We start from the raw sequence: 25,941 nt of genomic DNA on the forward strand, positions 1-25,941 counted from the left end.
CTGCCTCCCGGAGCCTCGCGAGATCCCGTGTCACGCCACTTCCTCCCGGAGTTCCGCCAGCCGGTGCAGCCCGGCCAGCACCTCGTCACGGCCCAGGCCGAAGTCCACGAAGCAGGCGACCTCGTCGCAGCCCAGCTCGCGCAGGCCGGCCAGCATCTTCCGGCAGGTCTCGGCGGAGCCGAGCAGACTGCCCCAGGTCAGATAGCGGTGGAAGGCGAACTCGGCGAGCAGCGCGGTCTGTTCCCCGGTGAGCTCCGCGGTCGCCTTGTCGGCGGTGCGGTTGGCTGTGGTCTGCCGCACGTACGAGCGCAGGTACCGCTTCAGCGGTACGGCGGCCAGACGCCGCGCCTCCTCGTCGTCCGCGCCGACGAACGTGTGCGCCATCAGCGTCACCCGGCCGTGTGCGTCGGTGCCGCCCTGGTCGGGCGCGGCGGCGCAGGCGGCCCGGTAGCGGGCGATCTTCTCGCCGAGCTCCTCCCGGCTCTGCCCGACGGTCGCCCCGAGGACCCCGGTGCGCAGGCGCCCGGCGGCCTCCCAGGTCGCGGGGTTGCCGGAGGTGGTCAGCCACAGGGGGAGGGTGTCCTGCACGGGCCGGGGCTGCGGCAGGACGGAGACCGCGGTGCCGGTGCCGTCGGTGAACTCGCCGGGCTCGCCCGCCCACAGCCGCCGCAGCAGCGGGATGTCGCGGAGGGTCTGCTCGCGGCGGCCCTCGTAGTTGTCCGGTGCCAGGACGAAGTCGGCGGAGTGCCAGCCCGTGGCCGCGGACAGGCCGATCCGGCCGTGCGAGAGGTTGTCGACGACGGCCCAGTCCTCCGCGATCCGCAGCGGGTGGTGCAGCGGCAGGATGACGCTGCCCGCCCGGATGTTGATGCGCTCGGTGGCGACGGCGAGCGCCGCGCTGAGCACCGGCGGGCTGGGGAAGACCTGGCCCACCTGCTGGAAGTGCCGCTCCGGCGTCCAGATCGCGTGGAAGCCGAGCCGGTCCGCGGTACGGGCGACGGTGAGGATGTCGTCGTAGGCCTCGCGGTGGCGGGGCGCGGCGCCCCCGGCCGCCGGGTCGGCCGCCGGGTCGGTGGGCTGGTCGGCGGGCTGATCGGCGCCGAAGAACATCACACTCAGGTCCATGGCACCTCCTTCTGACTCTGACCGGTGTCGGTACGGCCGTCACGGCCGGGCTGCCGGGGAATGCGCGGCCGGCGCGGAATGGGAGCGGGAGCGGGCGGAGCCGTCCCGGCGGATGCCCGCTCCAGCTCGGCCGCGAGGGCGGCGACCGTGGGGGAGGTGAACAGCTGGGCGGCGGTCACCGTGCGTCCGGCGCCGCTGAGGCGGGCCGCGACCCGTACCGCGCGCAGGGAGTTGCCGCCGAGCCGGAAGAAGTCGTCATACGGGCCGATCCGCTCCACGCCGAGGACGTCGGACCAGACGGCGGCGATCTCCCGGTGCAGGGCCGAGTCCGCCGGGGCCGCGCCGGCCGGGGCGGGGACGCGGACCGCGTCGAGGGTCCCGTCCGCGTGCCGGGGAGGGGCGGGCAGCGGGAGCCGGGACAGCGGTACGTCCGGGTCGGCGGCCGCCGCGGTCAGTGCCTCGACGACCGCGTCCGCCAGCCACCGGACGAACTCCGGCTCCAGACAGGAGGTCCGGTACTCGAAGACCAGCGTCATACCGTCCGGCGCGCCCGACGGGCCGTGGTCGTCAGTGACGTCGACCAGCAGCTCGAAGCGTGCGGTGCCGGTGCGCAGCGGCTCCACGCCGGCCTCGGCGCCGGGCAGGTCCACCTCGGCGCGGGCGTTGTTCTGCAACGCCAGCACCACCTCGGTGAACGGCTGCCGCCCCGGTGGCCGCGCCGGGTTGAGCGCGCCCACCACCTCCTCGAACGGCACGTCCTGGTGGGCGAAGGCGTTCAGCGCCGTCTCCCGGGTACGGGCGAGCAGCTGCCGGGCGGTGGGGTCGCCGGAGGCGTCGGTGCGCAGCACCAGCATGTTGACGAAGAACCCGACGACGTCGTCGACCGTGCCGTCCTGCCCGCGCCCCGCGATCGGCGAGCCCACCGCGAGATCCTCACCGGCCCCCGCCCGTACCAGCGCGGCGGCGAGGGCGGCGTGCAGCGCCATGAAGAGCGTGGCGCCCTGCGCCCGCGCCGCCTCGACGATCCGCGCGTGCGCGCCCGCGTCGAGCCGCCGTACGACGGTGGCGGCGTCCCGCCCCGGCACGGCCGGCCGTCCGGGGCGGCGGGGGAGCAGTGGGCCGCCGGACGGAAGCCCGGCCAACGCCTGGCGCCAGTAGGAGAGCTGGGTCGCGGCGAGGGAGGCGGGATCGTCCGCGGAACCGAGCCGCCGCTGCTGACGGCGGGCGAAGTCGGCGTACGGGACGGGCAGCGGGGCGAGCTCGGGTGCGGAGCCGCAGACCCGGGCGGCGTACGCACGCGACAGGTCCCGGAACAGCGGGGGCAGGGACCAGCCGTCGCCGGTGATGTGGTGCAGGACGAGCAGCAGCGCGTGCTCGCCCGGCCGGTCCTGGACATGGAACAGCACGGCGTGCAGCGGCAGTTCGGCGCCGAGGTCGAAGCGGTGCCGCGCGGCTTCGCTGACGGCCCGCGCCAACTCGCCCGACGTGACCGGGACCTGCCGCAGCCGAGGCAGGGCCTCGGTACCGCTCAGCACCCGCTGCCCCGGTTCGCCGTCGCTCTCCTCGAAGACGGTGCGCAGCACCGCCTGCCGCGCGGCCACGTCCCCGAGGGCGGCCCGAAGGGCCCGCGCGTCGATCTCGCCGCGCAGCCGCACCAGCACGGGCAGGGTGTACGCGGTACCCGCGTCGACCCGGTCCAGGAACCACAGGCGGCGCTGGGCGTACGACAGGGGCAGCGCCTCCCCGTCCCGCAGAGGCGCCGGAACGTCGGTGCCGCCCTCCGGCTCGGCCTTCTCCACATGCGGCGCCAGGGCCCCCGGCGTCCGGCACTCGAACAGCGTCCGTACGCCGACCCGCGCGCCCAGCGTCAGCTGGATCCGGCCCAGCAGCCGGGCCACCGTCAGGGAGTTGCCGCCCAGGGCGAAGAAGTCGTCGTCCGGGCCCACCGACTCCACCCCGAGCACCTCGGAGAACAGCCCGCACAGCGCCTTCTCCGCCGCGCCCGACGGCTGTCGTGCGGCCGTCGAGCCGAGCGAGCCGGTGACCGGGCCGGGCTCCGGCAGGGCGGCGCGGTCCAGCTTGCCGTTGGGGGTGAGGGGCAGCGCGTCCAGGAGGACGAAGGCGGCCGGGACGAGGTAGTCGGCCAGCACCCGGGCCGCGTGGTCGCGCAACTCCCGCTCGGACAGGGGCTGTCGGCGCCCCTCGCGCGGGACGACGTACGCGATCAGCCGTTTGTCGCCCGTCGCGTCGGGCCGGGCGACGACCGCGGCCCGGACGACGTCCGGATGGCCGGTCAGGACCGTCTCCACCTCGCCCGGTTCCACCCGGAAGCCGCGGATCTTGACCTGGGCGTCGGCCCGCCCCAGATACTCCAGCACCCCGTCCGCCCGGCGCCGCACCAGATCCCCGGTGCGGTACATCCGCTCGCCCGCGGGACCGTACGGGTCGGCCACGAACCGCTCGGCGGTCAGCTCGGGCCGGCCGCAGTAGCCGAGGGCGACGCCCGCCCCGGCGGCGTACAGCTCACCGGTCTCGCCGTCCGGGACCGGCCGCAGCCGCTCGTCGAGCACCAGGAGCCGTTTGCCGTTCAGCGGGCGGCCGATCGGGACCGGGCGCCCGTCACGGACCTCCTCGGCGGTGACCGGGTGCACGGTCAGGAAGACCATGCCCTCGACCGGGCCGTAGCCGTTGCTCAGCCGCAGCTGCGGGTAGCGCTCCAGCACGCGGGCCGCGTGGGCCGGCGGCAACGGCTCGCCGCCGACGATCAGTTCGCGTACTCCGGCGAGGGCCCGCGGACACTCGTCGACGATCACCTGGAACAGGGACGCGGAGAGATACAGCGAGGTGACGGCGTGCCGGTCGACCAGGCCGGCCATCACCACCGGGTCGGGCCGCTGCCCCGGATGCAGTACGCACAGGCCGCCGCTCAGCAGCGGACCCCACAGCTCCAGCGCGAACGCGTCCCAGGACACCGGGGAGCACTGCAGCCACACCGAACCCGCCCCGAAGGAGGCGAAGTCCTGCCCGGTCAACGTCCCGGTGATCGCGGCATGGGAGGCCACGATGCCCTTCGGGCGACCGGTGGAGCCGGAGGTGAACATCACGCAGGCCGGGTCCTGCGGCCGTACCGCGACGGCACCCCGGTCGAGCGGCGGGGCGCTCTCGGCGTCCTCCACGGCCACCGACCCGGCGCCGAGACCGGGCTCTTCGGCCACCGACCCGGCGCCGAGACCGGGCTCTTCGGCCACCGACCCGGCGCCGAGACCGGGCTCTTCGGCCACCGACCCGGCGCCGAGTCCGAGCTCTTCGGCCACCGACCCGGCGCCGAGACCGGGCTCTTCGGCCACCGACCCGGCGCCGAGTCCGAGCTCTTCGGCCCCCGTGCCGCGCCGGGACACGACCACGGTGATCCCCGCGTCGGCCGCCATCCCGCGCAGCCGCTGCGCCGGGAAGTCCGGGTCGAGCAGCACATGTCCGGCCCCGGCCTTGAGCGTGCCGAGCAGCGCCACCACCATCTCGGCGGACCGCTCCAGATACACCCCCACCAGGGCCCCCGGCCGCACGCCGTGCCGACGAAGCAGCCCGGCGAACCGGTCGGCGCGCGCGTCGAGTTCGCCGTAGCTCAGCCGCTCGTCGCCGTGCACCAGCGCGGTCGCCGCCGGTGTCCGCCGAGCCTGTTCCTCGAAGAGTTCATGTACCCCGTGCAACGCCCCCGTTGCCCCCTTCTCAGGCATCGGCACCCGTGCGGTCGGGACGCAGGTCCGAGTGCTGACCCTGGGCGTTGACGAGGACGAGGGAGGTCCCGTTCTCGTCCTCGAACGGATCGGTGGTCATGGTCAGCCCTCCACGAGTTCTCTGGTCTCGGGGTTGTCGGGGTGCGCCGGGTCCTCGGGATCGCCGGGGCGCCCGGAGCCGTCGGTGGTCACGGCCTTCCCGGCCGCCGCGCCGCCCCCGTCACCCGTAGCGTCCCCGTCACCCGTACCGCCCCCGTCACCGGTACCGCCCCCGCCCGGCTCGGCATCGGCGTCGGGCAGCAGCGTGTCGATCTCACGTACCGTGCGCCGGGTCATGCTCAGCACCGCGACGGTGATGCCGCACAGGCCGGCGATCAGCAGCATGGCGGCCATCCCGCTGCCCGGCCCGTCGCCGACGAGCGGCCCCAGCACCACGAACACGCCCGTGCCGGCCTCGGCCCGCGGTTCGAAGACATGGTCGGCCAGCGGCCCGGAGACCGCGGTCGCCAGCGGGACGGAGAGCTGCGACAGGAACATCACGGCGCCGAAGACCCGGCCGTGCCACTCCTGGGGCACCTTGGTCTGCACGATCGCCTGCATCACGCCGTTGATCATCGGCATGAGCGCCGCGCCCACCAGGATGGCCGCGCACCAGCCGACCACCCCGCCCGCCAGCGCCATGGCCACCTGCGCGGACAGGCACATACCGATGATCCCGAGCAGCATGCCCCGGGCCCGGTTGCGCGGCCCGCTCCAGGCGGCCATCAGCAGCCCGCCCGCGATCCCCCCGACACCGATCGCGGTGTTGACGCTCGCCAGCGCCGACGTCTCACCGCCGGACCGGGCCAGCACCATGGGCTGTACGGCGGCGAAGCCGAAGACCATGACCAGGTTGACCACACAGAAGGCCAGCATCAGATCGCGCAGGCTCGGATACCGGAAGAGAAAGCGCAGCCCCTCGACGGCCTCGGCGACGAGCTTCCCCCGCGCCCGGCCGCCCGGCTCCTTCCCGGGACCGGTGTCCCCCCGCAGCCGTACGACCCGGATGGCGGCCAGCGCGAGGGCGAAGCTCACCAGGTCGGCGACGAGGATGAAACCGAGCCCGGAGAACGCCACCAGGAGGCCGCCCAGCGCCGGACCGCCGACGTCCGCCGTGCTCTTGGCGCTGGCCAGCAGACTGTTGGCCCGCTGGAGTTGGCCCTTGTCCACCAGCATCGGCACGGCGGCGCCCAGCGCCGGGAACTGGAAGGCGGCGGCCGAGCCGAGCAGCACGACGGCCGCGTAGACCTCCCAGGTGTGCAGCCCGCCGGTGAAGTGCAGGACGCTCAGCAGCGCCACGACCAGCAGTCCGCCGCCGTCCGCGAGCTGCAGCGCCGTACGCCGGGCGAGCCGGTCGACGAGGGCGCCGGCGAGCGGGCTGAGCAGCACCTGCGGCAGGAGCGCGCACAGCGACAGGGTGGTCAACGCCGTGGCCCGGCCGGTGGCCGACCAGGTCTCGAAGACGAACGCGAACCGCAGGACGGAATTGCCGACCAGGGATATCGCCTGTCCGCTCCAGACGAGCATGAAGGGGCCCATACCGGCGAACCGGCCCGGCTTCCCCCCGTCCCGCGCGGTGTCGTCGAGCGAGCGCGCCGAATCGGCCACGTGCGTACCCCCGTCGAATGTGGCTTCCGGTCAAGAACCTTAGTTCGAAGCGGCGTCGCGCACAGCCCGATCATGAAAGGCGGCCGAGAAGCCCTCACGGATGCCGAGCCACGACGGTGCGGCCCGCTGGCTGACGGGCCCCGAACGGCAGCGCCTCGTAGGCACCTACGAACAATTGACGACACAACGACATCCGGGACGGGTGAGGGCCTCTCCGGACACTTCCGCCGCTTCTCCGCCAACGGCGGCCGTCCGCGTCCTCCCCGGCAAGGGTGGTCGTCCCTTGGTGGTTGACCGACGGACTGGCCCGGCAACTTCCGTCTCCCTAGGATGGGTTGTCGGCGAGGTGATCTCCTCGGCCGGCCTGCCCCTGGGGGATGCGATGGAGCCTGGAAAGCAGCTGTCCACGTCGATCGATGCCACGGTTCCGACCGCCGCGCGCATGTACGACTACTACCTCGGGGGCAAGGACAACTACGCCTCCGACCGAGCCGCCTGCGAACAGCTGGACAAGGTCGTCCCCAGCACCCGCGCCCTCGCGCTGAACAACCGGCGCTTCCTGCAGCGGGTCGTCCGGACGCTGGCCGAGGACTACGGCATCCGGCAGTTCCTCGACCACGGCTCCGGCTTGCCCACCCAGAACAACGTCCACCAGGTCGCGCAGGCCGTCGACCCCTCCTCGCGCGTGGTGTACGTCGACAACGACCCGATGGTCCTGGTCCACGGCCGCGCCCTGCTGGAGCAGAACGAGAACACCGCCGTCATCCACGCCGACATGCGCGACACCGACGGCATCTTCTCCCACGCCGACACCGAGCGCCTGATCGACTTCTCGCAGCCGGTGGCCGTGCTGTTCAACTCGGTGTTCCACTGCATCCCCGACAGCGAGACCGACGGCCCCCTCACCGTGTCCCGCCGCGTGGCCGAACGGCTCGTCCCCGGCAGCTTCATGGTCATGTGCCAGCTGGTCAGCGAGGACGCCGAGGTCCGCGAGTTCGTCACCAACTTCATGGACCAGGTGACCCAGGGGCACTGGGGCCGGGTGCGTGAGGAGAAGGACGTCGCCGAGTGGTTCGAGGGGCTGGACATCCTGGAGCCGGGGCTGGTGGAGGTGTCCACCTGGCGTCCCGACAGCGAGGTGGCGCCCCGCCAGCTCACCCAGGAGTGGATCGAGTTCGGCGGCGTGGGCCGGCTCCGGTAGGAGAGTGCCGAAGCCGAGGGACGGGGGAGTACCGCTCCGACAGGCGAGGCGCTAGGGCGCGGCGGAGTACCGCGCCTTCGTCTCGCGCAGTCGCTGCAGGGACTCGCGCGGGTTGAGAGCCTCGTCGCCCAGCCGGTCCAGAGCGATCCGGTACTCCTCCGTCTCGTCCTGGTCCTCCAGGAAGGCGGCGCTCCTGAGGTGCTCCAGATAGACCACGTCGGGCAGGTCGACGCCGCCGAAGCGCAGATAGGTGACGGGGATCGCGGGCGCGGAGGCGTTGGTCACGTCCAGGGGCACGATCTGCACCGTCACATGGGGGAGCCGGGCCATCTCCTCCAGGTGTTCGAGCTGCTCGCGCATCACCTCGCGGCTGCCCAGCACCCGCAGCAGCACCGACTCGTCGACGATCGCCCACAGCCGGGGCGCGTCCGGGCGGTGCAGCAGCTCCCGTCGGCGCATCCGCAGTTCCACCCGCCGCCGCACCTCGCGGTCCGGCGCCGAGGGCAGCCCGCGCTCCACCACGGCCCGGGTGTAGTCCTCGGTCTGCAACAGGCCGGGCACGTACTGGAGTTCAAAGGTACGGATGGCCGTCGCGGCCTCCTGCAGTCCGACCAGCCGGTCGAACCACTCCGGCATCAGCCTCTTGTCATAGCGCTGCCACCACCCCGGCTCACCGGCGCGCCGCAGCAACTGCAGCAGCACCGAGGCCGCGTAGTCGTCGGCGCGGTACAACTCCAGCAGAGCGCGGACGTCGGCCTCGGTGGGCGGCCGGCGGCCCTTGCCCGCCTCGATGCGCGACAGCTTCGCCGGGCTGAACCCCACGGCACGCGCCGCCTGGTCCTGGGAGAGGCCGCAGTCCTCACGGATGCCCGCCAACTGGACGCCGACCACCATTTTCAGCAAGGTCGGCGCGGGCTCGGTCCGGTGCAGATACGGTTCGAGGCGGGAGATGCGAGGTGACTCCGCGGACATCCTGACTCCCCGTAGACCGGCATACGACAGACCGCATTATCGCATCCCGCCGCCTCGTGCCGCCGGAACCGATGGAAGTGGGTGCCCAACTTCCGGTTCCCGCAGGGCGTTGACCTCAGGCCAGGGGCCCCGGGTCACACCAAATGGTCGAACTCACCCTCCTTCGCGCCCGCCAGGAAGGCCGCGATCTCGGCCGGTGTGTAGACGAGGGCCGGCCCCTCGGGATCGCGGGAGTTGCGCATCGCGACGCTGCCGTCGCCCAGGCTGGCCACCTCCACGCAGTTGCCCTCGGCGTTGCTGTGCCGGCTCTTGATCCAGCGGACGCCCAACGAGCTTGCCCGTACGCCGTTCCGTGCTGTTGGCACTGCACTCTCCTTGCTCACGTTCCGCCACGCGCACGCCCCGCCGCCCCACGGGGCTCGGACCGCACCACGTGCTCTGCGTCGACACCACTCGCGCAATTTCCCGTGAAATTGCACGGAGGCGCCGTCGGCGTGGATAATAGCCCTTGGCGTCAACTGCAGCGCAGACGCCGGATCCTGACCATGAATCAGGGAGGCGTTGTGTCCTTACCTGCGTACGAAGGGCTACGACTGCCCGGCAGCGCTGCGCCACTCGCGCACTGGGCCGCACCGGCGGAAGCGCGCCCCGACACTCCTGGGCGGCGCCATGTCACCAGACCCGAGGCCCCGCGCACGTCGCCCCGTTCCGCCGCCCTGCGCCTCGTCGGTGAGCAAGGCTGCGGCCAGGCCCGTGACTTCGTCCGCCGCACCCTTGACGGCTGGGCGCTGGGCCACTGCAGCGCCGACGCCCTGATGGTGGTCACCGAACTGGCCGCCAACGCCGTACTGCACGCCGTACCGCAGTCCCCGGCCGACGGCGAGGCCGACGTATGGCTGAAGCTCAGCCTGCGGCCCGCCCACCTGGTCTGCGCCGTCGCCGACCCGAGCTCCAGCCCGCCCGTGTACCCGCAGGCCGGCGACCCCTTCGACGAGCACGGCCGCGGACTGCGCATCATCGAGGCCCTGTCCGAGCACTGGGGCTGGACCCGGCGCCCGCCCGCGGGCAAGACCGTGTGGGCCATGCTGCCGACGGGCCGGCAGGCCTGATCCACCGGCGGCCCTTTGCTCCCGACACGCACGGGACATTTTCATGATGGGCGCACCGGAGTCACGGTTTCTCCTCAACTACGTTCCTTCTGCTGTGTTGTATTTGTGGCTCGGGCATGGGACCCCTGTCCGACTCACCGAGCCCGACGGCTCCGACCAGCGAAAGGATCGGCATTGTGACGCGCAGTCCGGCCGAAAACGTTCACCTGCCGATCTACGAGGACCTGGTGCGGGAACGCGGAGACGTCGTGGCGGAGGCCCAGATGGCGGCCGCGCACACCCAGGACCAGGCGGCGGATCTACTCGGCGGCGAAGCGGACACCTGGGACGGGCCGACGGGGCACCAGCCCCAGGCCGACTTCGGATAGGCGGCCGTCCCCGGGCGGTCAGGCCGCGCCACCCGCGCCGGCGACCAGGTCCAGCGCGATGTCGGTGATCATGTCCTCCTGGCCGCCGACCATGCCCCGCCGGCTCAGCGGGAAGAGGCCGGCCCCAAGGGCATCACGCAGGAGATCTGCACCACCCTCCTCACCTCCTCCGAGCCCCTGCGGATGCTCGTTTCCGGCTGGGTGACCGGTGACGCGGGCATGGGCCATGTCGCCCTCACCTCGACCAGGCCCACGCTGGTGCGCGGCTACTACGACACGGTCTTCGACGCCCGCGACGCCCGCCTCACGGACTGCATCGACGAGACCATCAGCGGCGTCAAGCTCAGGATCCGCTTCCTGCGCGTCAACGAACGCCGCCACTCCATCGCCGTCGCCGCCGTCCGGGGCCTGCCGGTCGACCCGGTCCGCACCCGGGTCCAGCACCTCAACATCCAGGCCGCGAGCCTCGACGACCTGGCCCGCAGCCATGAGCGCGTGCACGAACTCGGCTTCGACATGGCCCTCACCGTCGGGCAGCACACCAACGACAAGGAGCTCTCCTCCTACGCCCGCACCCCCTCGGGCTTCGAGCGGGAGGTCGGCTGGAACCCCGTCGTCGTCGACGAGAGCACCTGGGAGCCCGGCACCCACCAGGGCATCAGCGTCTGGGGCCACCGGCCGGTCGGCCGGACGATCACGACAGGCTCGACCAGTTCCGGCTCGGTGCCCGTTCCCTGGCCCGCCCGGAGGCCACCGTTCCCGCTCTCAGCGGCGCCGGCATCCCCGACGACCGAGCACCGGCGCACCACGACGGGGGCCGGTCCGGCGGTCGTATCCGGCTCCGGACCCTGCGGTGATCCCGCATGTCAGAATGGGCACGCCGAGCGCTCCGCCCCCCAGTTCGCCGCCGTGACCCCTTGAGGTAGCTCCGTGACCAAGCCCGTCGCCCGCGAGCCGCAGCGACGCAACGCGCGCTCCAACCGGGCGCGCATCCTGGCCACGGCACGCCGTGAACTCGGGCGGAACCCCGACATCACCCTGGAAGAGCTGGCGCGGGCCTCCGGTGTCGTACGACGCACCCTCTTCGGCCACTTCCCCGGACGGGCGGCGCTGTTGGAGGCGCTGGCCGAGGAAGCCGCCGAAAGCCTCCGGGGCGCGACGGCGGCCGCGGTGCAGCCGTCGGAACCGGCCGAACGGGCCCTCGCGCACTTCGTGCTGTCGATCTGGCCGGTCGGCGACCGCTACCGCATGCTCCTCGCCCTGGCCCGGCACGACCTGGGCGCGGAACGCGTGGGCGAGATCCTCAGGCCCGCCCGCGACGAGGCCACGGCCATCCTGGAGCGCGGCCAGCGGGCCGGCGTCTTCCACACCCACCTGCCGCCCGCGGTGCTCAGCGCCGGCCTCGAAGCGATGACGATCGCCCTGCTGGAGGAGGTCAACACCGGGGCGCTGGAGGACGACGGGACCCGAGTGGCCGTCGCCACGCTCATCGCGGCCGGTGTTCCGGAGAAGCAGGCGTGTGCCGTGGTCGACGCCGTCGCCGCCACGATCACCGCGCAGACCACGCCCGAGGGCTGAGCCCTCCCACGTCACGGCCCTGGACAGGGCCCCCGGCGCGTGACGCCGGACATCCCGGCATGTTTCCCGCCCGCTCCCGACGGAACCCGTCGGCACCGGGAGTGAGCGACCAGCCACGGCACCGGCGCGTCCCCGGGCCACGAGAAGCGCACTGAACCTCGGCGGACCGGATGCCCCGACCTTCTCGGACCCGGCTACCCGCCCCTCGCCCGAACGCCCTCCAGCACTATTTGCACGCCACTGAGCAATAAACTAGCCTGCACATCGATGGGCAATTAACTCACTCGCGCTTCCTCCCGCTTCCCACTTGGAGCCCCGATGCCCTTGCTCGCGAACACCCCCGTCGAGAAGATGACCAGGCCGTACTCCAGGCGCTGGTGGGCCCTGCTGGTGCTCTGCCTGAGCCTGCTGATCGTGGTCATGGCGAACACCTCGCTGATCGTGGCCGCGCCCGACATGACCAAGGACCTGAGCCTCAGCAGCAGCGACCTGCAATGGGTCATCGACGGCTACACCGTCCCGTACGCCGCGCTGATGCTGGTGCTGGGCGCGATCGGCGACAAGTACAGCCGCCGCGGCGCGCTCGTCACCGGCCTGGTGATCTTCGCGGGCGGCTCTGTGATGGGCAGCCTGGTCGACGAGACCGCACTGGTCATAGCGGCCCGCGCGATCATGGGCGTCGGCGCCGCCGTGGTCATGCCGGCCACGCTGTCCCTGCTGGTCGCGATCTTCCCGAGGTCCGAGCGAGCCAAGGCCATCACGGCCTGGACCGCCACCTCCGGCCTCGCCATCGCCGTCGGCCCGCTGGTCGCCGGCTGGCTGCTGGAGGACCACGCCTGGGGCTCGACCTTCCTGATCAATGTCCCCATCGCCGTCGCGGCGGTGATCGGCGCGCTGGTGCTGGTGCCGCCGTCCAGGGCGCAGGGCATGGGCCGTATCGACTACGTGGGCGGTCTGCTCTCCATCGTCTCCGTCGGCTCCCTGGTCTACGCGACCATCGAGGGCCCGCACTTCGGCTGGGGCACCGGTCCGGTCATCGCCGCCGTCGTCGCGGGAGTGGGCCTGCTGGCCTTCGTCGCCTGGGAGTTGCGCCACCCGCACCCCATGCTGGACGTACGCAAGTTCGCCCAGCGCCCGTTCAGCGGCTCCATGCTCGCGGTGCTGTTCTTCTTCTTCGGCACCTTCGGCGCGATCTACTACGCCACCCAGTACCTGCAGTTCGTCCTCGGCCACGGCGCGCTGGAGACCGGCGTACGACTGCTGCCGCTGGCCGGCGCGGTCTTCGCCGGCGCCGCGGTGACCGGGTGGCTGACGCCGAAGCTGGGCGTGAAGGCCATGGTCGTCACCGGCATGGCGATCGGCACGGCGGGCGTCTTCCTGCTCACCCGCATCCAGTCGGACTCGACGTACACCGACTTCCTGGCACCCCTGCTGATGCTGGGCTTCGCGATCGGCCTGAGCGTGTCCCCGGCCACGGACACCATCATGGGCTCCTTCCCCGAGTCCGAACTGGGCGTGGGCGGCGGCGCCAACGACACCGCCCTGGAGCTGGGCGGCGCCCTGGGCATCGCGATCCTCGGCTCACTCCTCGGCACCGCCTACCGTGACAAGCTGACGGACCTGGTGGCGGGCAACCTCCCGCCCGCCGCGCTGGAGACGGCGAAGGACTCGGTGGGCGGCGGCCTGGCGGTGGCCCAGGAGGTCGCGAAGAACCCCGCCGGCGGCGCCCAGCAGGCCCAGGGCCTGATCGACGCGGTCCACGAGTCCTTCGCCCACAGCGTCGCGCAGACCAGCCTGGTCGGCGGAATCATCATGGCCGCCGGGACGATGATCGTCCTCGCCGTACTGCCGGGCCGCGGGCGCGCCGGGAAGTCCGCTCGGCGGGAGACGCCGGAGGCGGAGAGGGAGCGCGTCAGCGCGTCCTGAGGACGATGGGGGGCGGGGAGGGGCACGATACTTTCGAACGCGACCTCCCCTTCCCGGAGTTCGGCGCTCTACGGCGAGTACGCGACGACCGAGGCCGCTGTGCCACGGTCGTCGCGCCGATCCCGGGCCGTTCGTGGACGCCGTACGGCGTACGGCGTACGGCCAGCCCCGTACGCTCGATCCGGCACCAGGCTCAGCCGACGGCAGCGCCGAACCACCTGGGCAGTCGGCCGAGCAGATCCCGCTGATCCTCACCCACCCACGCCACATGGCCGTCCGGCCGCAACAGAACCGCGGGCACGTCCAGTTCCTCGCTGACATCGACGACATGGTCGACCCGGTCCGCCCAACCGGCCACCGAGAGCCGGCCGGTCTGGTCGAGCAGCAGCCCCCGACCGCCGCGCATCAGCTCATAGAGGCGCCCCCGCTTCAGTTTCACGTCCCGCATCCGCCGGCCGAGCAGTTCATGCCCCTCCCCGAAGTCGTAGCGGACTCCGATCGCGGTGATCTTCTCGATCAGGTACCGGTTCACGTCCTCGAACTCCACCAGCTCCGCCAGCAGTCGGCGTACCGCCTGGGGACCCGGCTCGGTGGACATCAGCTCCATCTGCGCGCGCGTGTTGTCCAGCACGTCGGCGGCCACCGGATGCCGCTCCGCCTGATAGCTGTCCAGCAGCCCCTCCGGCGCCCAGCCGCCCACCTCGGCGGCAAGTTTCCAGCCGAGGTTGAAAGCGTCCTGGATCCCGAGGTTGAGCCCCTGCCCACCGGTCGGCGGATGGATGTGCGCCGCGTCACCGGCCAGCAGCACCCGGCCGACCCGGTAGCGCTCGGCCTGCCGGGTGGCGTCGCCGAACCGGGACAGCCAGCGCGGTGAGTGCACGCCGAAGTCGGTACCGGCGAACGCCCGCAGCTGCCGCTTGAACTCCTCGAAAGCCGGCGGAACCGTACGGTCCTCGGACACCCCCTCGGCGGGTACCACAACGCGATACGCCCCGTCCCCCAGAGCCCCGAGGCCGAACCGCTTCTGGGTCTTGCGGACTTCGGCCACCACGGCGGCCACTGTCTCCGGCTCGACGCCCACCTCCATCTCGCCCAGCAGCGTCTCGACCCTGGCGGGCTCGCCGGGAAAGCCGACGCCCACCAGCTTGCGCACCGTGCTGCGCCCGCCGTCGCAGCCGACGAGGTAGCGCGAGCGCAGCCGCGTGCCATCGGCCAGCTCGGCGGTCACCCCGTCCTCGTCCTGGCTCAGCCCGACCAGCTCGCAGCCACGCCGGATCTCGGCGCCCAGCTCGACGGCATGCTCGGCCAGCAGGCGATCCGTAATGGTCTGCGGGATTCCAAGGACGTACGAATGCGCGGTGTCCAGCCGCTCGGGCCAGGTGGCGGCGAGACCGGCGAAGAAACCACCGACCCGATACTGCCGCCCATGCTCAAGGAACCGCTCCAGCAGCCCGCGCTGGTCCATCACCTCGATACTGCGCACATGCAGACCGAGCGCGCGGACAACCGGAGTCGGCGCCGGTTCCCTGTCCACCACGACCACATGCACACCGTGCAGCCGCAACTCAGCGGCCAGCATCAATCCGGTCGGCCCACCGCCGACAACGATCACGTCAGTCATCCAATCCCCCTCATTCCCCAAGACCCCACCCCGACGCCCGGCACTGGCGTCCCCACGAGCCCCCTGCACCAGCCAAGCCCACGCACTTCACCAACCCCCGATGTCCACCGCTCCCGCCCAAGGCCGACGATTCTGCGCCACCCCCCGGGCCTTGCCGCAAGCCCCCCGGTGCGCTATAGGTTGAGAGTGGCAGGGAGTAGGTGACCTCCTTGCCTTTCCCTTTTAGGGCCCTCTTCCGCCGCCGCCTCCTTCCGCCGTCTCCCGGAGGCAGCTCCTCGGCAGCACACTGGCAGCGTTCTTTGACTTCGACGGCCCCGTCACGGATCACCTATCGCGGACGAGATCAAGGACGTAGTGCCTGGCTGCGGGGATGCTCGTGACACTTAGAGTTCGAGGCCGTGACGGGGCACGCACAGGAGATGCGACGTCGCGACGCGGACTGGGCCGTGTCGTCGCACAACTCGGCGCCGCTGAATAGCAGCGGCACATGGCTGCACATACACGAAGACCCCGCACTCAGCGTTTCCACTGATCACGGGGTCTTTAGGCACCTCAGAAGGGGTGCCCCCGGCAGGATTCGAACCTGCGCACACGGCTCCGGAGGCCATCGGCTTCCCGTGCGTTTTCCCAGGTCAGGGGCATTCCTGACGTCTCGTCAGGCCCGTCGTCCCACAAATAGCCCACAAAGAAGAAATGTCTTATTCGTCATCCTTGTTCGCGGGTGGCGTCAGGGTCAGAGTGGTCCCGGCCGCCTCCTGATTGGGCGCCGTTATGGAGTCGGGCGGTGGGGGTGCGGAAGGTGACTGGCGGCTGGACGGGCGTTCCACTTGGTCTACACCGTCCCAGGTGTCTTTCCCGACCCACTCGGCGATAGCCGTGGCAGTTCATGCGCGGCGGGTCCGACACGAGCCCGAGCACCAACTGCCGGAGCTGACGCCGAGTTAGCCCTGCGTGAACCAAATCGCGGACTGTGTCAGGTGAAGATCGCCGCGCGGCCCCGCTCGGCTCCCATGAGAGTGACTGCTTCCCCGGATCAGCCCCGAAGTGCAGCACGATAGGTATTCAGTTCATTGTTGTAGCGCCGTTCTCGGGACATGAACGCCTCCGTTCCACCTTCGAGGATATCTTGTATGTCTCGTCGCACCCGGGTTACTTCGATGGGGCCCGAATGCTCGACCTCTTGCAGAGAGCCTGTGGGGTCTGGCTCCATACTCGTCTTTACTCGGATGGAGGTGCCATTGTTCTCAAGGACGATGACGCGTTCGGCGTCAGCGTTGACGGGGATATTGGCGTTGTGGGTGATGACGATGACCTGACGCCTCCAGCGACTCTTGCGGATCTCTGGAACGATGAGCTGCGAGATCCATGCCGTGTCGAGGTCGTCCTCGGGTTGATCGAGTACGAGAGGTTCGGTGCCGTGATGGAGGACGAAGCTCAACATCGCGGCACTTCGCTGGCCGGGAGAACCGGTGGTGACGGGCTGCCAGTCGTGTGAGTTCTCTCGCTTCCCGCCGTCGCGCAAGAAGTACATGATCACCACGTCGTCCGGGCAGACCATGGAGAGGCGGATACGTTGCGTCGGCTCGAGATTTGCGAGCTTGTTCCACCAGGCTGACTTACAGTTGACCAGATGTTTCATGTCCCCGAACGTCCCGCTGAGGACGCTGCGTCGCCAGAGGTCCAGGCGATCTGATTGGGACTCTGGTGGACCTTCCCAAAGCCATGTCGCCAGCGCGGGAACATCCTCTACGTAGCCGTCGGCACGAATACTAAGGAGCTCGCGAACCTCTCTGCACCAGCCGCTGGAATTCCCGTATGGGGTTATCGTGAACCGCAGGGACCCGCTGCGCTGTTCTACTTCGAGCAAGAGCTTTTCCCGGCGGCGACGACGGCGCTCATGAACGTGTTGCAATTCGGCCCAAGCTGATTCTTCAGCGTCTAGGAGTCCGTTAAGTGCGCGGGCGGTTTCTTCGAGAGCGTGCAGGTTCTCAGAGACACCATTCAAAGCCTCAGTGAGTGTGAGATACGCCGTCGGATCGATCCCCAGGCGGTTCATGTGCTCCTGGAAGGCGAGGATCTCCTGCTCTGCTTCGGCTACCGCTGTCGCCCACTCACCTCCTTGCTGATTCGCACGGGTGTCTTCGAGAACGTGAATCGCCTCGGCGACGGTTGCCCGGAGGCTGTGATCCAACTGGGCACGGATCTGTTCAAGTTCGGCGTAGAAGGGAGTGACGGCTTCGGATGGCGGTGACGAGGGCGTTGGGAGTGCAGATCCCAAACGCTTCAACGCACTGGCCAACAGCTCGTCGAGAGCCTGGTTGAACCGTGACGTTGTCGCCGCGAGCTGTGCGTGCTCCCGTACGATTGACTCACTCGCGTGACGCTTACCTTGGCTTTCAGTGTCGCCGAAGGCGGCAACCTGCTTCGAAAGCTCTGTGTGCCGTGCTTCGAGAGTGGGGCGCTGAGCCAGGCGGGATTCGGCATTGAGCCGCTCAGCCACGCTGGTCAGACAGTTGGTCAGCGCCGACTGCAACTCTGTCTCGTATGCGTCGGGAGAATCAGAGTTTGCTTTCAAGGCATCATCGACCAGGCTGAACAGATGCCGAGAAGCGGCGAATCGATCATGACGGTCGTGCGCCGTCCGCTCAAAGAGCTCCTTCTGGCTGAAGATACGCATGGGAAAACGCGTGGGAAGCGGCCGGCCGGCTAGCGGTGTCTGTGAATGGCTGGCAGATGTCCAGCTTGCCGTGTACTGCTCTCGAGAGATCGCGATGCGATGGTCGGCCGACAACTCTGCTGCGCTGAAGACGCCCTCGACGAAGGCGCGTGCCTCCTGTTCGATACCGGAAGGCAGCCCGTCCAGACGCCCGTACAGCTGACGTAGTGCTGCCACGAGTGTCGACTTGCCCGACCCCCGTCCTCCGATCACGACATTCAGCCGAGGATCGAATGACACAGCAAGGGGGGGCGCCGAGTTGCCGAGAATGCCGCCCAGGTTGACTCGTTCGACCCAAGCGTGGTTGACGACATTGGGGTCTGGATTTGCCGTAAGACGCGCGTCCCAGCTGGGGATGATGCGTGCCTCGTGGTCGAGGAAAGCTTGCCGCAGGGCCTCTTTCGAGGGTTGGTCCATCCTGATCCAGGTGAACCTACGTCCCAAATCCTCGAGACAGTAAGCGTCGGATGTGGCAACGAAGGGCAGGCGACTGAGGCACGGTAGGTGGTCGAGAGTGCGGCTGAGGAACCGTGCATTCCAAGATCCAGACCGCAAGCGTTCGGGCTGGACGTTGCCGGGGTCAATTGCGCCGAGCCTGTCGTGATGCAGAGCTTTCCAGCGGAGGTCGCCTTTGAGTGTCTTTTCAGACGCGATGCCGTTGTCCGTAAGAGCATGGGGAGCGATCGCAAGCCACTGATCCGGTAGATCATCAAGGATCTGGCAGAGGGTGTGCCCTGCTGATGCGGGCTGATTGGTTGCAGGGTTGAAGCGGGGGTGGTCGTCATTGAACCCGCACGTTTGGGCGAGCAGCGTGTCGATGTCCCGCGCCGTTCGATCGAGATCGCCGATGAGGATGACGTGTGCTCCATCGGCGCCAGAAGCGGTCGTAACTTCGACACCGGGGAAGACCACGACACCGTGGCGGTCTCCTGCGGCCTGCATGTCCGGTAGCCAGTCGCCGGTGTTGTGGTCGGCGAGGGCGATCACTTCGATGCCTTGTTCACGCAGGCGGGTCATGTAAAGATCCGCGAAGTCGGCACGATCTTCCGGCGAGGAGAAGTCAAAGCTGCTTCCAGCCGGCAACCGAAACTCGTGTGCGGGCGTCGCGACCTGAAGGTCGCACTTGTACCAACGAGACGCCGTAATCACCACTCTCAACCGGGTGCCGCGAACTCTTCAGCACGCGGGCGTAGTTGAGAAGGATTCTGGTACATGCGAGACGGAGGAGTCATCTGTTTTGTGGATTGGCACCCGTTTCTTGCTGCGGTCTGAGTGGCCGTTCAACGAGCGTCGCTACGTTGTCGAATAGTTGTTCGTAACCCACTGGGTGCTGGAGTCAAATCTTGATGACGGTGGTGCGTCCACCGCAGAGGGCGGTGAGGTCCTCCGGGTCGGAGGTCAGGATCGTGACTGGGCCGGGGGCAGCGAGTGCGGTGGCGCTGAGCATGGCGTCGATGGCGTATTTGTGGCCGTGCAGGCCAGCGTCGGCGAGGAGGGCAGCGGCGTGGCGGGCGATGGGTTCGGTGACCGGTTCGACGACAAGGCGGGACAGTGTCCACTCCAGGGCCGGCCTGTTGATCCGGGGGTGGACCACCTCGACGAGGGTTGCCGCAGAGGTGATCACTCGCAGGTCGTCGGCGCGTGCGAGGGCGAGCCAGCCGGTGACTGTGCGATCGCGCAGCACTGCCTTGGCCAGCCCTTCGCTATCCAGGACGAGGGTGCCGCCGGGGACGGCGGGAGAGCGGGTCACGCGGCGTTCGCCCCGTCCTGTGTCTGCTCCAACCGGGCCTGGTGGAGCTGGTCGCGGAGAGTCTGGATCTCCTCGTCCGTGACGGGCCCGTGCTCGGCCTCGGCGACCTGGATGAGCTCGTTCAGATTGTCGCGTTCGATCTGACGGGCCACGGCGGCGGCCACGTAGGCGGACAGTCCGGAGGGGCCGCTGCGGGCCTTGGCGGCTTCGGCGATGTCGCGCGGCATAGTGATCGAATACTTGCCGGTAGGCTCACTCATGCTACTCATCCTACCCCTCATCCCCTCAGTGAGCGTCGGAACCCATCTGGCAGAGAGATCCCCTATGGCTCGCTTTGTTGGCTTGTGCGTTACCTGGCGAGGACGCTGAGGGCGCCACTGCAACCTGGGCCCGAAGCGTTCATCTGGTCAGAGAGGTGGTGGACGTCATGAGGGGTTCGGGATCGCAGACACACGGCGTTCCCAGACGGAGAAGTGGTGGCAAGACTGTGATTGCAGCGCGGGCCAGCAGAAACACCTCCGCGGGAAGTGCGGCGGACGTCAGGGCGCTAGCGGACGAGCTCGGCGCCGCGCTGGTCCGGGCGGTTCGACTGGGAGCCGCTGATGAGTCGGTCTCTGCGGGGACAAGCCAGGGCTCGGTCTCCACCAGCTGGTACGACTTCGCGCTCGGCTATCTGGAGATGCGCTGGCCGCAGGTCGCGGCGAAAACCCGCAACGAGACCAACGATGCACTGTGCGCGATCACCCAGGCGATGCTCCGGAACGTACGAGGCCGCCCCAATGACGAGTTGCTGCGGCAGGCGCTTCGGGACTGGGCGTTCGTCGTGCCCCGGCCGGAGCCACGTATGGCGCCCGCCGACGTGCGGCTTGCTCTGCGCTGGGTGGAGAGGGCGTCACGCCCCTTGGTCGACCTGATGGACCCGGTCGTAATGCGGGCGGTGATGCAAGCCCTGCAGCTGAAACAGGACGGCACGATCGCAGCCGCCGAGACCCAGAGACACAAGCGCATGACCCTCGTGAACGCAGTGCGGTACGCGATCGAGCAGGGCGGACTCCGCACCGACCCGATGGCCCCCATCAACTGGCGGATCACCAAGACCGTCAAGCAGGTCGACCCACGGGTAGTCGCCAACCCTACCCAGGCGCGCTCCCTGCTGTGTGCTCTCTCCTACGCCGGTGGCTACCGGCGTGCCCGCGGACGGCGGTTGGTCGGCTTGTTCGCTGGCATGTACTACGCCGGATTGCGGCCTGCGGAGGCGGTTGCAGTGTCCCTGCCGGACTGCGTTCTGCCTACGGAGGGTTGGGGCAGGGCGATCCTGCACGTCACTCTGCCCCAGGCGGGCAAGAAGTGGACCGACACGGGACGTCTCCATGACGAGCGCGGTCTGAAGAGCCGCCCGCCGGGCGACACCCGACCGGTGCCGCTGCCGCCCGAGTTGGTGACGCTGTGGCGGGAGAGCATCCAGACCTTCGGCACTGCGGAGGACGGACGGTTGTTCTTCAACGAGCATGGCGGCATCGTGGGCTCCAGCACCTACTACGGCGTCTGGCATGAAGCCCGTGACCTTGCTCTCCCGCCCGATGTGGCGGACTCACCACTCGCGGCCCGCCCGTACGACCTCCGCCACTCGGCCCTGTCTACCTGGCTGAATGCCGGAGTGGATCCCACCGAGGTCGCCGAACGCGCCGGCAACAGCGTTGAGGTCCTCATGACTCGATACGCCAAGTGCCTGTATGGACGGCAGGCGGTCGCTAACCAGCGCATCGAGGCGCTGCTCAACGAGTACCGATAGAGCGCGAAGAACGTGTGCATTCGCTGACTCGTCGCGGTCAACAGTCCGAGCTTCCGATCCGGTGACGCTCACCAGGTAGGGAGGAGTGCGGGAAGGGACCCGGTGCGGGCAGCTTGCTCCAGAGCCAGAGCAACTTCTTTCCGGGTACGGGGCGTACGTCAGTAGCGAGGTGTAGAGACGTCCCACCCCGTGCCTGGGGCTCGACCCCTACTTGGGGCGTCGTTTCGGAGGCACAGGCCCCGGGATGACATCGAGGTTCATGTGCTCCTTGAACAGGTGCACCAGGTTGGCTCCGTCGAGGAGTTCGAGGCGCCCGTGTTCGTTGGCGAATGCTTCGCTGGCTCGGCCGAACCAGGAGGTTGTCACCAGGATGCCTTTGGCCGCCCGTTTGTGTTCCACCACGCCGGCGAGCGCGGAGACGGTCTCGAACGGAACCACGTTCTTGGTGCGTTTGGCCTGGATGATGCACAACCCCTTCATCACGGGGTCAGTGTTCATTGCGACCGCGTCCACACCCTCGTCCCTGGAGGGCTGGGTATTCACGCTGTCCAGGCCGATGGCCTCGAACAGTTGCCTGATGAGATGCTCGAACTCCGTTGGTGTCAGGTCGATCAGCACGGGCCGACTGTCCAGGCCCGCCACGACGTCCAGGCTGTCCATGATCCGGAACTTGGACAGGTCGAACGTGACGAGCGGCCGCACCGGCTCCAACTCGTACGGGTTCGGCGAGATCAGTGACCGTAGTCGTTTCAGGCAGGCCCGCGGATCCACTTGGGTCAGGACCAGCTGACTGAACTCGTCTCTGTCTGTCTGGAGCGTGATCAAGCACGGATGGACGTTCCGCCCGGTGGCGCGGTCGATGGTGGCCACGTGTCCGTTCAAGGCGATGGACTGGATCACGCCATCGGTGTCGGCGGCGAAGAGTTCGTGCACGGTGCGAAGAGCTGTCTGAGCCAGGACTGATGCGTACAGTTCCTTGCACTCTTTCTCTGAACGCGGCACAGGCGTGATCTCGTCACGCGACTTCACGTACCGGTATGAGCGGGCCGCTGGGACCACGTCCTCCAGTGGCAGGTCGATCTCAACCAGAAGGTCACCCGTGTCCGCCTGGTACGAGACCTGATGGGCCTTGGGAAAGCTGTGCGGGTACACGGAGGCGGCCAAGACCTGGTCGGCGAACCACTCGACGGCCTCGACGTCCCTGTCCCGGTATGCGTTCCGCCGCTGTTCGAGGTCGGTATTCCATGCCTCGACCCGGGCGGCTTCTTCCTGGTTGCGCTCCTCGTGTTGGGCGCGAGCATTTTCCAGCTTCTCGACGCGCTTCTTCTCGTCGCGTGCATGGTCCCGCAGCGCTCTGTCGAACTGCTTGTGGGCGGCTTCGACCTCCGCGTCGTAGCCGCGCCGTCCGAAACCGAGAGCGCCGAGCAGCCCACGTGGTGCCTCCGGCTCGTACTCCTCCCAGCGCGGCACGGGTGCGGCTTTCGTACGTCCCTTGGGTGGCACGAACAAGGAGGGAACGAACTCCTGCTTCAGCCGATCGAACGTCAGCGGTTGTCTCTCCAGGACGGCTGTCCGTAAGAGTTTGGAGAGTTGCTCGGCATCGTTCTCGGCAACGCTGGTCCGGTCGACGGCTTCCTGGGCGCGGGCCGCTTCGTGGGCGAGCTTCTCCTCACGGGCCTTCCGCTTGGCGTCGGCCTCGGCGGCCTTCCGAGCTCGCTCCCGTTCTCTGGCCTGCCGCGCGAGCTCCCGTGCGTAAGGATCGTTCCCGCCCGCCACTGTTTCCCCCAGCTCAGTGCATGATCGTCAGTCGGAATCTTCCGCAGTATCTCTCACCGGGTAGGTGACGTCAGCAGGTACTTGCCGAAGGCATCCTCTGCCATGAACTGCCCCGGCTGATCCACGGGTTAACCTGCGCGATCAGCTCCAGCCCGAACATCGGCCGGTCCAGGCGGGCTGCAGTAACGACCCCCTGAGCGGGCCGATGCGAACTCCGACCCAGAAAAGTGAAACGGCCTGCTGCGCCGGGTGCTCTTCTCGCCGTCTTGGCTGCAAACGTGCAGGTGAGGCGAGGTGTATCTCTTGCGGGAACTCCCGCTTACGTATGTTCGTCCCACGCATGTCCCACACGCAGCGAGTCCATGGGATCGGACAAATGGGAATTCAGCGGATCGGCGCTGTGAAGCCGCAGGTCAGGGCGCCTAGGGCATCGGGCGATCGCGGCCAAGTTGGCCGTTGCAGTTTTGGCATGCACAAGAAAGGCGCTGATCTGCATTTCTGCAGTTCAGCGCCTTGATCCGGAGTGCCCCCGGCAGGATTCGAACCTGCGCACACGGCTCCGGAGGCCGTTGCTCTATCCCCTGAGCTACGGGGGCGTGTCGGGCGCCTCGTTCGGCGGCGACGGGTAGAACACTACCAGCTCTGGCGGGGTGTTCATGAACGGGTTTCCGGGGCGGTGGCACCGGGTGCGACCTGGGGTGGCTCGCCCCCACGGGGTGGAAGTGGGGAAAACCCGGACGCGGTGGCCGGTCCGGACCTACTCTCGAGTTGTGCCAGGCGTGTCGGGCCGGGTGCTTGTTGTGGACGACAACAAGGTCATCCGGCAGCTGATCAGGGTCAATCTCGAGCTGGAGGGGCTCGAGGTCGTGACCGCGGCCGATGGTGCCGAGTGTCTGGATGTCGTTCATCAGGTGCGGCCCGATCTGATCACGTTGGATGTGGTCATGCCGAGGCTGGACGGGCTGCGCACCGCCGCACGCCTGCGTGCCGACCCGCGTACTCGTGATCTCCCCCTCGCCATCGTCAGCGCCTGCACCCAGTACGAGATCGACAGCGGCCTCGACGTCGGCGTGGACGCCTTCCTGGCCAAGCCCTTCGAGCCCGCCGAACTCGTCAGCCTTGTGCGGAAGTTGCTGGAGAGTAAGAGCGGCGGGGAGCGCGAGGGCCAGACAGAGGGCGGGGACATGGACGCTGACGCGGCGGCCGTCCTGGGGGGCGTCCTCGGGGCCGGAGAGGCCGCCGGGCGGGCCGGCGGCTGATAGCCGGGGAAGGCGGCACGATCTCGGCAGTGCTGCCGTCGGCGTCGGCGTCGGCAGCCTCGGCAGTCGGCAATCTCGGCAGTCAGAGCAGGCGCCCCCCGCCCCATCAGAGCAGGCGCCCCCGCCCCATCAGCCCCTCCCTCACCAGCCTCCCACCCCACCGCCGTCCACATCCCGGACCCTCGCCCAAACCCATTCGCTTACCCGCCCCCCTCCTCCCCTACGCTTGTCCCGTGACCCCCGTCGAGCTCTCCCGTACCGTCCTGCGAGCGGTGCGTCGTGCTGTCGACGAGGGGGAACTGCGCGTCGCCGTGCCGGAGCGGGCTGTGGTGACCGCTCCCGGGCCCGGCGGCTGTGGCGACTACGCCACCAACATCGCCCTCCAGCTCGCCCGCCCGGCCGGGCAGCCGCCGCGGGACGTCGCCGAGATCCTGCAGGCCCGGCTGCTCGGCAGCGACGGCGTCGCCGACGTCGTCATCACAGGGCCCGGCTTCCTCAACATCAGCCTGGGCGGCACCGCGTCCGTCGCCCTCGTCGAGGAGATCCTGGGGCGCGGCACCCGGTACGGGTACGCCGACGCTCCCTCCCCGGACTTCGTGCAGCTGTCCTGTCCGCATGAGGTGCGGGCCGTGGTCGTGATGGACGCCGCCGCCCGGATCATGCGCTCCCAGGGCGCCCTCGTCCGTACCCGATGCGACGCCGGGATCGCGCCGCAGTGGGCCGACCTCCTGGGCGTACGTGTCGAGGGAGCAACCGTCGAGGGAGTAACCGGTGACGGCGGCGTACCTGTCGACGCCCGCCCCACCCCACACCCCGCCACCCCACACCCCGCCACCCCACACCCCCCCACCCCCCTACACGTCACCATCCGCCCGGCCCCCGCCCCCGCCGACCCCCTCCCGCTCGGCCGTGACGCCGCCCGCTGGGCCCTGCTCCACCCCGCCGCCCACGACCGGCCCCACGTCACCGACGAGCACCTCGTGCAGCGTGAGAGCAACCCCCTCTTCCGGGTGCGCTACGCCCACGCCCGCACCCGGGCCCTCCTGCGCAACGCCGACGACCTGGGGTTCGACGCCGAACCCGGGCCCGTTGAGCAGGCGCACGAGCTCCTCGCCGCCCTCGCCGACCACCCCCGCGTCCTGGCCCGCGCGGCAGCGCACCGCGCCCCCGACCGTCTCGCCCGGCACCTCGTCACCGTCGCCGATGCCGTCCTGCCTCTCCTGCCCGCCGTCCTCCCGCGCGGCGCGGAGAAACCCTCGGCCACCCACCGCGCCCGGCTCGCCGTTGCCGAAGCCGCCGGGACGGTGCTGGCCGGTGGCCTGTCCCTGCTCGGCATCGACGCACCCGACCATCTCTGAAAGAGCACG

General features: G+C 69.6%; 19 protein-coding genes, 2 tRNA genes and 2 pseudogenes. 9 read left to right on the top strand and 14 right to left on the bottom strand.

All coding sequences use genetic code 11. The features are described from left to right. Positions 1-30: 30 nt before the first annotated feature. Genes AQI70_RS29250 through AQI70_RS29260 form a run of 4 tightly spaced genes read right to left on the bottom strand, consistent with a single transcriptional unit; the run spans position 31 to position 6,506 of the window. A complete protein-coding gene (locus AQI70_RS29250; RefSeq protein WP_079051530.1) occupies positions 31-1,125 on the bottom strand; it encodes a MupA/Atu3671 family FMN-dependent luciferase-like monooxygenase in 1,095 nt (364 codons plus the stop codon). Continuing rightward, positions 1,116-4,832 (bottom strand): AMP-binding protein, encoded by a 3,717-nt coding sequence (locus tag AQI70_RS29255; protein WP_062155299.1) that lies wholly within the window; start codon positions 4,830-4,832, stop codon positions 1,116-1,118. The genes AQI70_RS29250 and AQI70_RS29255 overlap by 10 nt, the downstream gene beginning before the upstream one ends. A 19-nt stretch (positions 4,833-4,851) precedes the next feature. Then, positions 4,852-4,959 carry an MbtH family NRPS accessory protein gene (locus AQI70_RS38780; RefSeq protein WP_107117105.1) on the bottom strand — a complete coding sequence of 36 codons (108 nt, stop codon included), beginning with the start codon at positions 4,957-4,959 and terminating at the stop codon, positions 4,852-4,854. A 2-nt stretch (positions 4,960-4,961) separates the two neighbouring features. Beyond that, positions 4,962-6,506: an MFS transporter gene (locus tag AQI70_RS29260; protein WP_062155301.1), complete on the bottom strand. Its 1,545-nt coding sequence runs from the start codon at positions 6,504-6,506 to the stop codon at positions 4,962-4,964. 382 nt (positions 6,507-6,888) lie between these two features. On the opposite strand from AQI70_RS29260, the gene AQI70_RS29265 reads away from it, so the two are divergent. Then, positions 6,889-7,707 (top strand): SAM-dependent methyltransferase, encoded by an 819-nt coding sequence (locus tag AQI70_RS29265; protein WP_062155525.1) that lies wholly within the window; start codon positions 6,889-6,891, stop codon positions 7,705-7,707. 51 nt (positions 7,708-7,758) lie between these two features. On the opposite strand, the gene AQI70_RS29270 is transcribed toward AQI70_RS29265, so the two are convergent. Both AQI70_RS29270 and AQI70_RS29275 read right to left on the bottom strand, forming a co-directional pair. Beyond that, a complete protein-coding gene (locus tag AQI70_RS29270) occupies positions 7,759-8,679 on the bottom strand; it encodes a helix-turn-helix domain-containing protein (RefSeq protein ID WP_062155303.1) in 921 nt (306 codons plus the stop codon). 134 nt (positions 8,680-8,813) lie between these two features. Further along, on the bottom strand, positions 8,814-9,044 hold the full coding sequence (locus tag AQI70_RS29275) for a DUF397 domain-containing protein (RefSeq protein WP_037886644.1): 231 nt from the start codon (positions 9,042-9,044) through the stop codon (positions 8,814-8,816). A gap of 198 nt (positions 9,045-9,242) precedes the next feature. Here AQI70_RS29275 and AQI70_RS29280 point away from each other — a divergent pair, with 198 nt between their 5' ends. Continuing rightward, complete coding sequence (locus AQI70_RS29280; RefSeq protein ID WP_244181875.1) at positions 9,243-9,788, top strand: ATP-binding protein; 546 nt, start codon at positions 9,243-9,245, stop codon at positions 9,786-9,788. A 176-nt stretch (positions 9,789-9,964) separates the two neighbouring features. Further along, entirely contained in the window at positions 9,965-10,156 is a 192-nt protein-coding gene (locus tag AQI70_RS29285; RefSeq protein WP_062155305.1) for a hypothetical protein, read from the top strand. An 18-nt stretch (positions 10,157-10,174) separates the two neighbouring features. On the opposite strand, the pseudogene AQI70_RS40960 reads toward AQI70_RS29285, so the two are convergent. Continuing rightward, positions 10,175-10,273: pseudogene (locus AQI70_RS40960) on the bottom strand (hypothetical protein); the annotation flags it as partial. Between the two features lie 3 nt (positions 10,274-10,276). Between AQI70_RS40960 and AQI70_RS29290 the strand changes: the two are divergent. The 3 genes and pseudogenes from AQI70_RS29290 to AQI70_RS29300 all read left to right on the top strand — a co-directional run. Beyond that, positions 10,277-11,013 (top strand): annotated as a pseudogene (locus AQI70_RS29290) (VOC family protein); the annotation flags it as partial. 73 nt (positions 11,014-11,086) lie between these two features. Next, complete coding sequence (locus tag AQI70_RS29295; RefSeq protein WP_062155307.1) at positions 11,087-11,734, top strand: TetR/AcrR family transcriptional regulator; 648 nt, start codon at positions 11,087-11,089, stop codon at positions 11,732-11,734. A 318-nt stretch (positions 11,735-12,052) separates the two neighbouring features. Beyond that, a complete protein-coding gene (locus AQI70_RS29300; protein WP_062155309.1) occupies positions 12,053-13,660 on the top strand; it encodes an MFS transporter in 1,608 nt (535 codons plus the stop codon). A gap of 193 nt (positions 13,661-13,853) precedes the next feature. Here AQI70_RS29300 and rox read toward each other — a convergent pair whose 3' ends face one another. From rox to AQI70_RS29325, 5 genes are all read right to left on the bottom strand, one after another. Beyond that, positions 13,854-15,281: a rifampin monooxygenase gene (gene rox, locus AQI70_RS29305; protein WP_062155311.1), complete on the bottom strand. Its 1,428-nt coding sequence runs from the start codon at positions 15,279-15,281 to the stop codon at positions 13,854-13,856. A 562-nt stretch (positions 15,282-15,843) separates the two neighbouring features. Continuing rightward, positions 15,844-15,921: transfer RNA gene (locus AQI70_RS39270), tRNA-Arg, on the bottom strand. Between the two features lie 393 nt (positions 15,922-16,314). Further along, entirely contained in the window at positions 16,315-19,149 is a 2,835-nt protein-coding gene (locus tag AQI70_RS39275) for a TrlF family AAA-like ATPase (RefSeq protein WP_159042709.1), read from the bottom strand. 184 nt (positions 19,150-19,333) lie between these two features. Beyond that, positions 19,334-19,747 (bottom strand): PIN domain-containing protein, encoded by a 414-nt coding sequence (locus tag AQI70_RS29320; RefSeq protein WP_062155316.1) that lies wholly within the window; start codon positions 19,745-19,747, stop codon positions 19,334-19,336. After that, positions 19,744-20,007: a hypothetical protein gene (locus AQI70_RS29325; protein WP_062155317.1), complete on the bottom strand. Its 264-nt coding sequence runs from the start codon at positions 20,005-20,007 to the stop codon at positions 19,744-19,746. The genes AQI70_RS29320 and AQI70_RS29325 overlap by 4 nt, the downstream gene beginning before the upstream one ends. Before the next feature lie 227 nt (positions 20,008-20,234). Here AQI70_RS29325 and AQI70_RS29330 point away from each other — a divergent pair, with 227 nt between their 5' ends. Further along, complete coding sequence (locus AQI70_RS29330) at positions 20,235-21,539, top strand: tyrosine-type recombinase/integrase (RefSeq protein WP_159042710.1); 1,305 nt, start codon at positions 20,235-20,237, stop codon at positions 21,537-21,539. 207 nt (positions 21,540-21,746) lie between these two features. Here AQI70_RS29330 and AQI70_RS29335 read toward each other — a convergent pair whose 3' ends face one another. Then, on the bottom strand, positions 21,747-23,315 hold the full coding sequence (locus AQI70_RS29335; protein WP_244181877.1) for a restriction endonuclease: 1,569 nt from the start codon (positions 23,313-23,315) through the stop codon (positions 21,747-21,749). Between the two features lie 524 nt (positions 23,316-23,839). After that, positions 23,840-23,911, bottom strand: a tRNA-Arg gene (locus AQI70_RS29340). A gap of 204 nt (positions 23,912-24,115) precedes the next feature. On the opposite strand from AQI70_RS29340, the gene AQI70_RS29345 reads away from it, so the two are divergent. Together AQI70_RS29345 and nrtL are read left to right on the top strand one after the other, a co-directional pair. Further along, positions 24,116-24,574: a response regulator gene (locus AQI70_RS29345; protein WP_062155318.1), complete on the top strand. Its 459-nt coding sequence runs from the start codon at positions 24,116-24,118 to the stop codon at positions 24,572-24,574. Between the two features lie 233 nt (positions 24,575-24,807). Further along, on the top strand, positions 24,808-25,932 hold the full coding sequence (gene nrtL / locus AQI70_RS29350) for an ArgS-related anticodon-binding protein NrtL (protein ID WP_062155319.1): 1,125 nt from the start codon (positions 24,808-24,810) through the stop codon (positions 25,930-25,932). Positions 25,933-25,941 lie beyond the last annotated feature (9 nt).

It is taken from the genome of Streptomyces curacoi, from assembly GCF_001513975.1.
Lineage (GTDB): Bacteria > Actinomycetota > Actinomycetes > Streptomycetales > Streptomycetaceae > Streptomyces > Streptomyces curacoi.

Bases quoted from the DNA above. Each gene is read 5' to 3' on its own strand.
- rox (WP_062155311.1), bottom strand. From the start codon at position 15,281: ATGACTGACGTGATCGTTGTCGGCGGTGGGCCGACCGGATTGATGCTG.
- AQI70_RS29265 (WP_062155525.1), top strand. From the start codon at position 6,889: ATGGAGCCTGGAAAGCAGCTGTCCACGTCGATCGATGCCACGGTTCCG.
- AQI70_RS29300 (WP_062155309.1), top strand. From the start codon at position 12,053: ATGCCCTTGCTCGCGAACACCCCCGTCGAGAAGATGACCAGGCCGTAC.
- AQI70_RS38780 (WP_107117105.1), bottom strand. From the start codon at position 4,959: ATGACCACCGATCCGTTCGAGGACGAGAACGGGACCTCCCTCGTCCTC.
- AQI70_RS29325 (WP_062155317.1), bottom strand. From the start codon at position 20,007: ATGAGTGAGCCTACCGGCAAGTATTCGATCACTATGCCGCGCGACATC.
- AQI70_RS29270 (WP_062155303.1), bottom strand. From the start codon at position 8,679: ATGTCCGCGGAGTCACCTCGCATCTCCCGCCTCGAACCGTATCTGCAC.
- AQI70_RS29250 (WP_079051530.1), bottom strand. From the start codon at position 1,125: ATGGACCTGAGTGTGATGTTCTTCGGCGCCGATCAGCCCGCCGACCAG.